The organism is Streptomyces sp. NPDC044044, from assembly GCF_056434405.1.
The window spans coordinates 360,274-372,792 of record NZ_JBWKFG010000010.1 but is presented as its reverse complement, the minus strand read 5'-3'; the positions used below and the strand labels follow the sequence as shown (position 1 = coordinate 372,792).

The 12,519-nt window shown below is 69.5% G+C and carries 9 protein-coding genes; 3 read left to right on the top strand and 6 right to left on the bottom strand.

From position 1 onward, the window contains the following. The first annotated feature begins 9 nt into the window (after positions 1-9). On the top strand, positions 10-579 hold the full coding sequence (locus tag AC07AG_RS35295) for a dienelactone hydrolase family protein (RefSeq protein ID WP_478760450.1): 570 nt from the start codon (positions 10-12) through the stop codon (positions 577-579). A 43-nt stretch (positions 580-622) separates the two neighbouring features. Here the strand turns inward: AC07AG_RS35295 and AC07AG_RS35290 are convergent, their stop codons facing one another. The 5 genes from AC07AG_RS35290 to AC07AG_RS35270 form a co-directional block, all read right to left on the bottom strand. Then, entirely contained in the window at positions 623-2,128 is a 1,506-nt protein-coding gene (locus AC07AG_RS35290) for a serine/threonine-protein kinase (protein WP_478760449.1), read from the bottom strand. 41 nt (positions 2,129-2,169) lie between these two features. Then, the gene (locus tag AC07AG_RS35285) at positions 2,170-3,849 is read right to left on the bottom strand and encodes an alkaline phosphatase D family protein (protein ID WP_478760448.1); all 1,680 of its coding nucleotides are present in this window, start codon (positions 3,847-3,849) and stop codon (positions 2,170-2,172) included. 104 nt (positions 3,850-3,953) lie between these two features. Next, positions 3,954-4,772 (bottom strand): thioredoxin domain-containing protein, encoded by an 819-nt coding sequence (locus AC07AG_RS35280; protein ID WP_478760447.1) that lies wholly within the window; start codon positions 4,770-4,772, stop codon positions 3,954-3,956. A gap of 44 nt (positions 4,773-4,816) precedes the next feature. Next, positions 4,817-5,506: a hypothetical protein gene (locus AC07AG_RS35275; RefSeq protein WP_478760445.1), complete on the bottom strand. Its 690-nt coding sequence runs from the start codon at positions 5,504-5,506 to the stop codon at positions 4,817-4,819. Positions 5,507-5,598: 92 nt separating this feature from the next. Continuing rightward, positions 5,599-6,927 (bottom strand): DUF2252 domain-containing protein, encoded by a 1,329-nt coding sequence (locus tag AC07AG_RS35270; RefSeq protein WP_478760443.1) that lies wholly within the window; start codon positions 6,925-6,927, stop codon positions 5,599-5,601. 190 nt (positions 6,928-7,117) lie between these two features. Here AC07AG_RS35270 and dnaE point away from each other — a divergent pair, with 190 nt between their 5' ends. Beyond that, positions 7,118-10,660, top strand: coding sequence for a DNA polymerase III subunit alpha (gene dnaE / locus AC07AG_RS35265; protein ID WP_478760442.1), 3,543 nt, complete (start codon positions 7,118-7,120; stop codon positions 10,658-10,660). A 78-nt stretch (positions 10,661-10,738) separates the two neighbouring features. Here the strand turns inward: dnaE and AC07AG_RS35260 are convergent, their stop codons facing one another. Next, positions 10,739-10,924, bottom strand: coding sequence for a hypothetical protein (locus AC07AG_RS35260; protein ID WP_361045419.1), 186 nt, complete (start codon positions 10,922-10,924; stop codon positions 10,739-10,741). A 236-nt stretch (positions 10,925-11,160) separates the two neighbouring features. On the opposite strand from AC07AG_RS35260, the gene AC07AG_RS35255 reads away from it, so the two are divergent. Continuing rightward, complete coding sequence (locus AC07AG_RS35255; protein WP_478760440.1) at positions 11,161-12,429, top strand: NYN domain-containing protein; 1,269 nt, start codon at positions 11,161-11,163, stop codon at positions 12,427-12,429. Positions 12,430-12,519 lie beyond the last annotated feature (90 nt).

Below are 12,519 nucleotides of genomic sequence, written 5' to 3'. Positions count from 1 at the left end.
GATGGCCCCATGAACATCATGCTTTTCCACTCGACGTACGGGCTGCGGCCCGCGGTGCACGCTGCGGCCGAGCGGCTGCGCGCCGAGGGGCACGAGGTGACGACGCCCGATCTGTTCGAAGGGCGCACCTTCGACACCGTCGAGGAAGGCATGGCCTTCAAGGACGAGCTCGGCAAGGACGAGCTCCTGAAGAGGGCGATTCTGGCCGCCGCGCCGTACTCCGAGCGGGGTCTCGTCTACGCCGGGTTCTCGTTCGGCGCCGCCACCGCGCAGACCCTCGCCCTCGGCGACGCCAAGGCGCGCGGGCTGCTGCTCCTGCACGGCACGTCCGACATCGCGGAGAACACGACGGTGGACGAGCTGCCGGTGCAGCTGCACGTCGCCGAGCCGGACCCGTTCGAGACGGACGACTGGCTGAGCGCGTGGTACCTGCAGATGGGGCGGGCCGGAGCCGACGTCGAGGTCTACCGATACGCCGGAGCCGGTCACCTCTACACCGACCCCGACCTGGACGACTACGACGCCGAGGCGGCGGAGGCCACGTGGCGGACGGCGATCGGCTTCCTGGAGTCGCTCTAGGTCCGTAGGGGACCCCCTCCAGCTTCTGAGGGCCCGCGGCCCGTCACGCGCGCGTGCAGCGTCCCACCGGGGCGCTCACGGGAGGCTTGCACTGCAGGTCGTAGTCGCCGCCGCTGGAGCTGAGATACCGCCCGACGCATTCGTCGCCCGCGGTCCTGCCGCGCTCGGCGCAGAACCGCAGGGCGGCCCGGCCGTCCGCGAAGGGCCCCGGGGCGTAGATCACCCAGAAGCCGGGCCGCAGCGAGGCGTAGTCGTCGCTGCGCACGTACTCCGCCTCCGGCACGTCCTTGCGCACGGCCGCGAGCCGGCGGTCACGGGCGTCCGCGCCTGACCCGACCGGCTCGGAGAACAACTGGGCGACCCAGCTGCCCGCTGCGGGCGGGGCGCCGGGCGAGGAGGACTCCGGTGACGTGGTGGGGCCGGGGCTCTCGCTCTTGTCGGGGCTCTCGCCGCGGTCCGGGCTCCTGGGCGCCTTCGTGGGGTCGGGTGACGCCGGGGAGGAAGCCGACGCGGAGGAACTCCCGCCGCCCTTGTCCTCATCCCCGCCCGTGCCGCCCCCGCCCCGCAGCGCGAGCATCAGCGCGGCACCGCCCACCAGGGCGAGCGCCACGGCGACCGCCGCTGCGATGACCGGCGTACGTCTGCGGGGCTCGGCGGGCAGCCGCGCCACCGTGACCGGAGGGCGCTCCGAAGTCTCCGTAGGCTGCCAGGCGATCCCGTGCGCCACCGCGGCGAGCATCGCGTCCAGGCGCCCCGCGTCCGGGCGCAGCGCAGGATCCCGTACGAGCAGGGCGCTCAGGACCGGCGCGAGCGGCCCGGAGCGCACCGGCGGCGGCACGGGGTCGTCGAGCACGGCGGCGAGCGTGGCCAGCGTCGTGGCGCGGCGCAGCGGGCTGATGCCCTCCACGGCGAGGTAGAGCACGAGGCCGAGCGACCAGAGGTCGGCCGCCGGGCCCTGGTCCGTGCCGCGGATGCGCTCGGGCGCCATGTACTCCGGGGAGCCGATCAGGTCGCCGGTCGCGGTGAGTTGGGTGGAGCCCCGCAGCGTCGCGATGCCGAAGTCCGTGAGGACCACGGAGGGGCCCGCGCCGCCGGGTGTCTCGGCCCGCAGCAGGATGTTGGCGGGCTTCACGTCCCGGTGCAGGATGCCCGCCGCGTGGGCGACGCGCAGCGCCGAGAGCAGCTCGCGGCCGATGCGGGCCGCCTCCTGCGGCGGCAACGTGCCCTGCTCCAGGAGATCCTGGAGCGTGCGCCCCGGCAGCAGCTCCATCACCAGCCAGGGGTGCGCGCCCGTGTCCACGATGTGATGGATCGTCACCACATGCGGGTGGTTGATCCGGGCCAGCGCCCTGGCCTCGCGCAGCACGCGCTCCCGCAGGACGCGCGACTCCTCGCCCGTCAGCTCCCGCTCGGTGGGCCGGACTTCCTTGATGGCCACCTCGCGGTGCAGCACGGTGTCGCGCGCCCGCCACACCGTGCCCATGCCTCCGCTGCCGAGCCGCTCCAGCAGCTCGAAGCGCCCGTCCACCACGTCCCCCTGGCCACTCATGTCGCAAGAGTAAGGGGCGCCGGAGAAGCGCGTGACCCGGGTCAGCGCACCGGGGAGTACGCCCGCTCGACCCTCTGTGTGCCGCTGAGGGTGCGGTACGAACGGGCCCACGAGGAGGTCGCCCGGGGGTCCTTGCGGTCGGACAGGACGTAGTAGTCCATTTGGGACCGCTCGGCCGTGACGTCGAGGACGCCGTAGCCGTGCGAGTCCATGTCCAGCCACTTCACATGGCGGTTGGCCGCCTTCACCGCGCCCACCGCGACCAGCGAGAGGGTGTGCGGGGCGACGTGCAGCATGTCGTCCACGTTGTCCGAGGTCACGGAAGTGACCACGAACTCCGTGGCCGCGGAGGGCGAAGCGGGGTACGTGGCGGCCCTGACCGGTACGTCGTTCGCCCAGGCCATGTGGATGTCACCGGTGAGGAAGACCGTGTTCCGGATGGCCTTGTCGACCAGGTGGGAGATGAGCTCCTTGCGGTCGTCGGTGTAGCCGTCCCACTGGTCGCCGTTGATCGCGAGGCCTTCCTTGGGCAGGCCGAGCAACTCCGCGATGGGTTCGAGCAGATGGGCCGGTACGGAACCGAAGGCGACCGGCGAGATCATCACCGAGGTGCCGACCAGCTTCCAGGAGGCGTCGGACGAGGCGAGGCCCGCCTTCAGCCAGTCGAGCTGGGCGCGGCCCGTGATCGTACGGTCCGGGTCGTCCACGTCGCCGCTGCCGAACCCCGCCTGCTCGGAGCGGAAGGAGCGCAGGTCGAGCAGGTGCAGATCGGCCAGCTTGCCGAAGCGGAGGCGCCGGTAGACGGTGCCTTCGGTGGAGGGGCGTACGGGCATCCACTCGAAGTAGGCCTGTTTGGCGGCCGCCATGCGCTGCGCCCAGCCGCCCTCGGTCTCCGGGGAGTGGTTCACCGCGCCGCCCGACCAGGTGTTGTCGGCGAACTCGTGGTCGTCCCAGATCGCGATCAGCGGGTGCGTGGCGTGCATCGCCTGCGCGTCCGGGTCGGTCTTGTGGGCGCCGTGCCGGGTGCGGTAGTCGGCGAGACTGACGATCTCGTGCCGCGGCTCGTGCAGGCGCACTCCGTACTCGGCGGCCGGGTACTCGCCGCTCTGGTACTCGTAGATGTAGTCGCCGATGTGCAGCACCGCGTCGAGTTCGGTGCGGGCCGCGAGATGGCGGTACGCGGAGAAGTAGCCGGCCTCCCAGTTGGCGCAGGACACCACGCCGAAACGGACACCGGGGGCCGCCGATTCGTGCGCGGGGGTGGTGCGGGTGCGGCCGACGGGGGAGTGCACCGGGGCGCCGTCGTCCCCCGGGTCGCCCGCGGAGAAGCGGAAGTAATAGGTGGTGGCCGGGCTCAAGCCCCTTACGTCGGCCTTCACCGTGTGGTCGGCCGCGGCGCGCGCGGTCGTGCTGCCGTGGGCGACGACCTGGGTGAAGCTCTTGTCCTTGGCTATCTCCCATCTCACTTCGGTGTCCGGCCCTCTGCCGGAGCCCGGCGAGGCCTCAGGGGTCGGCGTCACGCGGGTCCACAGCAGGACCCCGTCGGGCAGCGGGTCGCCCGAGGCGACTCCGTGGTGGAAGGCGGGTCCTTCGGCGGCGTGCGCGAGGGGGGCGGCGGCGAGGGGCGCGAGGGCCGCGGTGGCGGCAGCGGCCTTCACGACCGTACGGCGGCTCGGGGCCGCGGAGTTGAGCGAACTGAGGGTGCTGTTTCGACTGGTCACGGGCGATTACCTTACTGATCAGTAATCGCCAAGAGCGGGCGAACTCCGAAACGTTCGCCCGCTCTTTCGCCAACCGCCGCTCAGCGAGCGGCCCTACCGTCCGTTCAGCCCTTGAGCGCCGCGGCGATGGCCGTCTTGTACTCCTCGACCGTCGAGGGCGCGTTCTTCTTGTCGGCGCCGGTCAGCTTCTTGCCGTCCATGACGAAGGAGGGGGTGCCGTCGACGCCGTCCTTGTTGTCGTCGAACTTCTTCGACATCTCCAGGGCCCAGCGGTCGTACGTGCCGTCCTTGACGTCCTTCGCGAAGGTCTTGCTCTTCTTGAGCTCGGGGACCTGATTCGCGATCTTGGTCAGGACCGCGTCGTCCTTGAACTTGTCCTCGGTCTCGGAGGGGTGGTTCTCCTTGGAGAACATCGCCTTCTTGAAGTCGAGGAATGCCTGGTCGCTCACGTTCAGGGCGGCACCGAGCGCGCTGAGCGCGTTCTTGGAGCCCTCACCGGTGAGGTTGCGGTCGAGGAACGAGGCACCGATGAACTGGATCTTGTACTTGCCGTCCTTCAGGTCCTTCTCGACCGTCGGGCCGACCGTCTGCTCGAAGCTGGCGCAGACCGGGCAGCGCGGGTCCTCGTAGACCTTGAGGGTCTTCTTGGCGCTGTCCTTGCCGATGACGACGGTCGTGCCGTCCGTGCCCGTGGAGTTCGCCGGCTTGACCAGCTTCTCGTCCTTGGCGGCTTCCCAGTGGCCGGGCTTGTTGGACTGCATGACGGCGTAGCCGACGCCGCCCGCGATCGCGAGGACCGCGACGACGGAGACGCCGACGATCAGCGACCGCTTGCGCTTCTCGCGCTTGCGCTCGGCTTCCTGCTGGGCGCGGATCCGCTCGCGGGCCGCCGACTTGGCCGCCTGGCTGTTGCGCTTGCTCATGATGATGTTCTCCGTAGGGGTGACATGCGTGGGGACGGTGGTGCTCAGGCGAAGACGGCCGAGCACGGCGGTCCACGCCGTCCCACGAAATGCACGAGAAGCCGCGTACGCGCGGTCCGGACCCGGCGTGCGGGGCGCGGGGCCCGGCGCAGCGGCCGAAGGCGGATGCCCACCGCGGCGACCGCGATGAGCAGCGGCCGGAAGGTGGACGCGGCCACCGCGCGCAGGACCTGGGCCAGGGCGCGCTCACCGCGCCGCAGCCAGAGTGCCGCGAGCAGGCCGACCCCGATGTGCGCGCCGAGCAGCAGCCAGGCCGCGCCGGGATCGGCATCGGCGAGCAGCACGGCGGCGGCACGGTGTCCGTCGCCGCCGGTCATCTGGGCCAGCGGGGTGCCGACGCCGGCACCGCCGCACAGCACGTCGAAGCCGACGGAGCGCAGCGGGCCCGCGACGGGGCCGCCCGCCTGGCCGTAACAGACGTGCTGCCCCGTGGTGAACACCGTGTCGGCGGCCAGTTCCAGCGGGATCAGGAGGGCTGCGATGCGGCCGTAGCCACGCTCGCGCCCCGCCAGGGCGTACGCGATGACGAAGACCGCGGCGGCGATCACCGCGACGGTGGTCAGCGGCAGCGGGGCGCGGGACAGCAGGACGTGCGACGCGGCGGAGAGCGTCACGACGAGCGTCGTGAACAGCGCCGCGCGCACGGCTCTGAGCTGGGTCCCGGATATGTCCATCGCGCAGCCGAGTGTGCCATGTGCTCCCGTAAGCCAGCCCTAAAGGGTGCCTATGAGTTGCACGGCTGACTCACACGGCATCGTCTCCGTGCCTACAGACCCGGAATCCGACCGTTGCGGAACAGGTCGACGAAGATCTGGTGGTCCCTGCGGGCCCGTGCGCCGTACTCGTGCGCGAAGTCCACGAGGAGGTCGCCGAAGCCCTCTTCGTCCGCCGCGATGGCGGCGTCGATCGCGCGCTCCGTGGAGAACGGCACCAGGTCCGAGTGATTGCTCTCGTCGTCCGCGGCGGAGTGCATCGTGGCCGTGGCGCGGCCCAGGTCGGCGATGACCGCGGCGATCTCGTCCCAGTCGTCGATGTCCGACCAGTCCAGGTCCACGGCGTACGGAGAGACCTCGGCGACCAGCTGCCCGGCGCCGTCCAGCTCGGTCCAGCCCAGCCAGGGGTCGGCGTGCGCCTGGAGCGCGCGCTGCGAGATGACCGTGCGGTGGCCCTCGTGCTGGAAGTAGTCACGGACCGCGCCGTCGGTGATGTGGCGCGAGACGGCCGGGGTCTGGGCCTGCTTGAGGTAGATCACGACGTCGTTCTCCAACGCGTCGCTGTTGCCCTCCAGGAGGATGTTGTACGAGGGCAGTCCCGCGGAGCCGATGCCGATGCCGCGGCGTCCGACGACGTCCTTCACCCGATACGAGTCGGGGCGGGTGAGCGAGGACTCGGGCAGCGTCTCCAGATAGCCGTCGAAGGCGGCGAGCACCTTGTACCGGGTGGCCGCGTCGAGCTCGATGGAGCCGCCGCCGGGGGCGAAGCGGCGCTCGAAGTCGCGGATTTCCGTCATGGAATCCAGGAGCCCGAAGCGGGTCAGCGAGCGCGCGTCGCGCAGCGCGTCCAGGAGCGGGCCCTGGGCGGTGTCCAGGGTGAAGGGCGGCACCTCGTCGCTCTTGGCGCCGGTGGCCAGGTCGTGGATCCGCTCGCGGTACGCGGCGGCGTAGACCCGCACCAGGTCGGTGATCTGCTCGTCGCTGAGCGCCTTCGTGTACCCGATCAGGGCCACGGAGGCGGCGAAGCGCTTCAGGTCCCAGGTGAAGGGGCCGACGTACGCCTCGTCGAAGTCGTTCACGTTGAAGATCAGGCGGCCCTGGGCGTCCATGTACGTGCCGAAGTTCTCCGCGTGCAGGTCGCCGTGGATCCACACCCGTCCCGTGCGCTCGTCCAGGTAGGGACCGCCGTGCTGCTCGCGCTCCAGGTCCCCGTAGAAGAGGCAGGCCGTGCCGCGGTAGAACGCGAAGGCGGAGGCGGCCATCTTCCGGAACTTCACCCGGAACGCGGCGGGGTCCGCGGCGAGCAGCTCGCCGAACGCGGTGTCGAAGACGGAGAGGATCTGCTCGCCGCGCTGCTCAGCGGTGGGCTGCGGTTCCGACATCGCGGGGTGCCTCCAGGTAACGGGTGGTGCCAGGTCGTGCATGACATTCGGGACAGGTGTTCCGACCTGTCCAACGCACGACGGTACCCCCGAGTGCCCGTCGCTTGTCAGTGCCGCGGATTAGACTTCCACGCTGTCCCCCCAGACTGCCCGCAGCCTGTCACCATTCGTTCTCCGGAGGCCTTCCGCCGTGACCAAGCCGCCCTTTACGCACCTCCACGTCCACACCCAGTACTCGCTGCTGGACGGTGCCGCGCGGCTCAAGGACATGTTCAATGCCGCCAATGAGATGGGCATGACGCACATCGCCATGTCCGACCACGGCAACCTCCACGGGGCGTACGACTTCTTCCACTCGGCGCAGAAGGCGGGCGTCACGCCGATCATCGGCATCGAGGCGTATGTGGCGCCGGAGTCGCGGCGCGACAAGCGGAAGATCAAGTGGGGCCAGCCGCACCAGAAGCGCGACGACGTCTCCGGTTCGGGTGGTTACACCCACAAGACGATCTGGGCGGCGAACAGCACCGGCCTGCACAACCTCTTCCGGCTGTCATCGGACGCGTATGCCGAGGGCTGGCTGCAGAAGTGGCCGCGCATGGACAAGGAGACGATCTCCCAGTGGTCGGAGGGGCTCATCGCCTCCACCGGCTGCCCCTCCGGAGAGCTCCAGACCCGCCTTCGCCTTGGCCAGTACGAGGAGGCCCGCAAGGCGGCGGGCGAGTACCAGGACATCTTCGGCAAGGACCGCTACTTCCTGGAGCTGATGGACCACGGCATCGACATCGAGCACCGGGTCCGTGACGACCTCCTGAAGATCGGCAAGGAGCTGGGGATCCCGCCCCTGGTCACGAACGACTCGCACTACACGTACGCCCACGAGTCGACCGCGCACGACGCCCTGCTCTGCATCCAGACCGGCAAGAACCTCTCGGACCCGGACCGCTTCCGCTTCGACGGCACCGGCTATTACCTGAAGTCGACCGACGAGATGTACGCCATCGACTCCTCGGACGCCTGGCAGGAGGGATGCCGGAACACGCTTCTGGTGGCGGAGCAGATCGACACCACCGGGATGTTCGAGAAGCGCGACCTCATGCCGAAGTTCGAGATCCCGGACGGCTTCACCGAAGTCACCTGGTTCCAGGAGGAGGTCCGGGTCGGCATGGGCCGCCGATACCCGGGCGGTGTCCCCGACGACCGGCAGAAGCAGGCCGAGTACGAGATGGACATCATCATCCAGATGGGGTTCCCGGGGTACTTCCTCGTGGTCGCCGACTTCATCATGTGGGCCAAGAACAACGGCATCGCGGTGGGCCCCGGCCGTGGCTCCGCGGCCGGCTCGATCGTCGCGTACGCCATGGGCATCACCGACCTCGACCCGATCACGCACGGCCTGATCTTCGAGCGGTTCCTGAATCCCGAGCGCGTCTCCATGCCCGATGTCGACATCGACTTCGACGAGCGCAGGCGCGTCGAAGTGATCCGGTATGTGACCGAGAAGTACGGCGCCGACAAGGTCGCCATGATCGGCACGTACGGAAAGATCAAGGCGAAGAACGCCATCAAGGACTCCGCGCGCGTGCTCGGATATCCGTACGCGATGGGCGACCGCCTCACCAAGGCGATGCCCGCCGACGTCCTCGGCAAGGGCATCGACCTCTCCGGCATCACGGACCCCAAGCACCCGCGCTACAGCGAGGCGGGCGAGATCCGGGGGATGTACGAGAACGAACCGGACGTGAAGAAGGTCATCGACACCGCCAAGGGTGTGGAGGGCCTGGTCCGGCAGATGGGCGTGCACGCGGCCGGCGTCATCATGTCCAGCGAGCCGATCGTGGACCACGCCCCGATCTGGGTGCGGCACACGGACGGCGTGACGATCACGCAGTGGGACTACCCCCAGTGCGAGTCGCTCGGCCTGCTCAAGATGGACTTCCTGGGTCTGCGCAACCTCACCATCATGGACGACGCCGTCAAGATGGTGCGCAACGACAAGGGCATCGACCTGGAGATGCTCTCGCTCCCGCTCGACGACCCCAAGACCTTCGAACTGCTCTGCCGCGGTGACACGCTCGGTGTCTTCCAGTTCGACGGCGGCCCGATGCGTTCGCTGCTGCGCCAGATGCAGCCCGACAACTTCGAGGACATTTCCGCCGTCTCGGCCCTGTACCGGCCGGGCCCGATGGGCATGAACTCGCACATCAACTACGCGGAGCGCAAGAACGGCCGCCAGGAGATCACGCCGATCCACCCGGAGCTCGAAGAGCCCCTGAAGGAGACGCTCGGCCTGACCTACGGCCTCATCGTGTACCAGGAGCAGGTGCAGAAGGCCGCGCAGATCATCGCCGGGTACTCCCTCGGTGAAGCCGACATCCTGCGCCGCGTGATGGGCAAGAAGAAGCCCGACGAGCTGGCGAAGAACTTCGTCCTCTTTCAGGAGGGAGCGAAGAAGAACGGCTTCTCGGACGCGGCGATCCAGGCCCTGTGGGACGTCCTGGTGCCCTTCGCCGGATACGCGTTCAACAAGGCGCACTCATCGGCGTACGGCCTGGTCACGTACTGGACCGCCTACCTCAAGGCGAACTACCCCGCCGAGTACATGGCGGCGCTGCTCACCTCGGTGAAGGACGACAAGGACAAGTCGGCCGTCTATCTGAACGAGTGCCGGCGCATGGGCATCAAGGTCCTGCCGCCCAACGTGAACGAGTCCGTGCACAACTTCGCCGCGCAGGGCGACGACGTGATCCTGTTCGGCCTGGAGGCGGTCCGCAACGTCGGTACGAACGTGGTGGATTCGATCATCCGGTCGCGCAAGGCCAAGGGGAAGTTCGCCTCCTTCCCCGACTACCTCGACAAGGTCGAGGCCGCCGCCTGCAACAAGCGGACCACGGAGTCGCTGATCAAGGCGGGCGCCTTCGACACCATGGGGCACACCCGCAAGGGCCTGACCGCGCAGTACGAGCCGATGATCGACAACGTCGTGCAGGTCAAGCGCAAGGAAGCGGAAGGACAGTTCGACCTCTTCGGGGCGATGGGTGACGAGGGCGCCGGGGACGAGCCGGGCTTCGGGCTCGACGTGGAGTTCACCACCGACGAGTGGGAGAAGACGTATCTCCTCGCCCAGGAGCGGGAGATGCTCGGTCTGTACGTCTCCGACCACCCGCTCTTCGGCCTGGAGCACGTCCTGTCCGACAAGGCCGACGCGGGCATCGGGCAACTCACCGGCGGTGACTACTCGGACGGCTCGATCGTCACCATCGGCGGCATCATCTCCGGCCTCCAGCGCAAGATGACCAAGCAGGGCAACGCCTGGGCCATCGCCACGGTCGAGGACCTCGCGGGTTCCATCGAGTGCATGTTCTTCCCGGCGACGTATCAGCTGGTCTCGACCCAACTCGTCGAGGACGCCGTGGTGTTCGTCAAGGGCCGCCTCGACAAGCGCGAGGACGTGCCGCGCCTCGTCGCGATGGAGATGCAGGTTCCCGACCTGTCGAACGCGGGCACCAACGCGCCCGTCCTCATCACCATCCCGACGGTGCGCGTGACGCCGCCGATGGTCAGCCGCCTCGGTGAGATCCTCAGCCACCACCGGGGCAACAGCGAGGTGCGGATCAAGCTCCAGGGGGCGCAGAAGACCACGGTGCTGCGGCTCGACCGCCACCGGGTGCAGCCGGACGCGGCGCTCTTCGGCGATCTGAAGGTGCTGCTCGGAGCGTCCTGTCTGGCCGGATAGGTCATAGAAGAAACAAAAAGAAGGGGCGCACCCGGCAATCCGGGTGCGCCCCTTCACGCATATACGCCTGCGTGTACGTCAGTTGTGGCCGAAGCGACGCTGGTGCTTGCGGGCGACCTCGGCCGGGCTGCCCTGCGACTGCACGGCGTCCTTCATCCTCGACTCGGCCTGCTCCGCGGACGACTTGGCCTGCTCCTGCGCCTGCTCCGCCGCCGAAGCGCGGTTGTGATCGTCGCCCTGCTTGCGGTTCTTGTTCTTGGCCATGGTGATCTTCCTCCTGAAGGGGATCTGGGGGCCAGGACGCGACCAGATTCACATATGCCGACAAGCTGCGCATTTCAGAGAATTACCGTGCGTAATAAGCCCTGTCGGAGAGTGAAGTCGGGATACGCCACGCCGAAGATCGAGTTCCGGCCGTTAACCTCCCGCTGGTCGGGCAGACTCGAAGGAAACCCGAACCATTACTTCCAGGGAATCTCCAGGGAAAGAGGGTGGATCGCGTGGACCGCTGCATCGTCCTGGTGGACGCCGGGTATCTGCTGGGTGCCGCCGCGAGTCTCCTCGCGGGTGAGCCCTCCCGGTCCCGGATCACCGTCGATCACACCGCCCTGATCCAGGGCATCCGTGAGCGCGCCGAATCCGACACCGAGCGCCCCCTGCTCCGGATCTACTGGTTCGACGGCGCCCCCGACCGCGTACCGCAGCCCGAGCACCGAAGGCTGCGGGTCATGCCGCGCGTGACGGTCAGGCTCGGGGCCCTGACCCGCAGCGACGGGCGGTGGGCCCAGAAGGGCGTCGACGCCGCCATGCACGCCGAGCTGACGGAGCTGGCCCGCAACCGCGCCTGCTCGGACATCGTGCTCGTCACCGGCGACGGGGACCTGCTGCCCGGCATGATGGCCGCCAAGGAGCACGGCGTCGCCGTCCACCTGTGGGCCGTGCAGGCCGCCGACGGGGACTACAACCAGTCCGAGGACCTCGTCGCCGAGGCCGACGAGCGCCGCGTCCTCGACCGTGCCTGGATCACCAAGGCCGTACGCCCCAAGGAGCTCACCGGCGTCTGCGCGCCCCCGCCCGTGCCGCGACCCGAGATCGCCGCGATCCTCTCCGCGCCCCTGCCGGAGTCCGCGCTCGCGGCCAGCGCCCAGCGGGCCGCCGACGAGGCCGCCGGGGTCCACCACGACCAGCACGGTCAGCACGGTCAGCACGCCGAAGCCGGGGCCAACGGCGACAGCGGCGCCGCTCACCACCCGCCGGGCAAGGGCGTACCCACCCCCAAGGACCTGGCGGCCCTGCGCGGCCCCGGCACGCAGCCCGCCGCCCCGCACCCCACGAACGCGACGCTGCGCTGGTCCTCCGACAAGGGCTGGGTCGAGCGCCCCGGCGGCGCCGCCGAGAGCCCGGAGGCCGCCGCCCTGCCGACGCTCGCCCAGCTGACGACGGCCGAGCAGCGCTGGGCCGACCGCGAGGAGGACATCACCACCGTCGGCGGTGATCCTTTCGAGGTCGGGCAGGTGTTCGCGCGCCGCTGGATGGCCCGCCTGCCGGAACAGCACAACCTGCAGAAGCTCTCGACGATGTACCCGCGCATCCCGCACCGCGTCGACGGCGAGCTCCTGCGGTACGCGGCGCGCTTCGGTCTGCTGGCCCACAAGGACGACCAGATCGACGAGCACGACCGGTACGCGATCCGGGCGGGCTTCTGGCGCGAGATCGACGTCCACACGGCGGTCGAGCACGCACCGGTGGGCGACCGCTCCGGCGAGTGACCGAACAGGTACGCGAACGGGTGAGGGACACACGTCCCGCAGATGACTGATACGGGGCGTACGGGGCGCCCCGGGCGTCGTACCGGGCAC

What these genes read in the sequence shown, in the direction of transcription:
- AC07AG_RS35280 (WP_478760447.1), bottom strand. Translation starts at nt 4,772, where the DNA reads ATGAGCAAGCGCAACAGCCAGGCGGCCAAGTCGGCGGCCCGCGAGCGG.
- AC07AG_RS35260 (WP_361045419.1), bottom strand. Translation starts at nt 10,924, where the DNA reads ATGGCCAAGAACAAGAACCGCAAGCAGGGCGACGATCACAACCGCGCT.
- AC07AG_RS35275 (WP_478760445.1), bottom strand. Translation starts at nt 5,506, where the DNA reads ATGGACATATCCGGGACCCAGCTCAGAGCCGTGCGCGCGGCGCTGTTC.
- AC07AG_RS35295 (WP_478760450.1), top strand. Translation starts at nt 10, where the DNA reads ATGAACATCATGCTTTTCCACTCGACGTACGGGCTGCGGCCCGCGGTG.
- AC07AG_RS35290 (WP_478760449.1), bottom strand. Translation starts at nt 2,128, where the DNA reads ATGAGTGGCCAGGGGGACGTGGTGGACGGGCGCTTCGAGCTGCTGGAG.
- AC07AG_RS35270 (WP_478760443.1), bottom strand. Translation starts at nt 6,927, where the DNA reads ATGTCGGAACCGCAGCCCACCGCTGAGCAGCGCGGCGAGCAGATCCTC.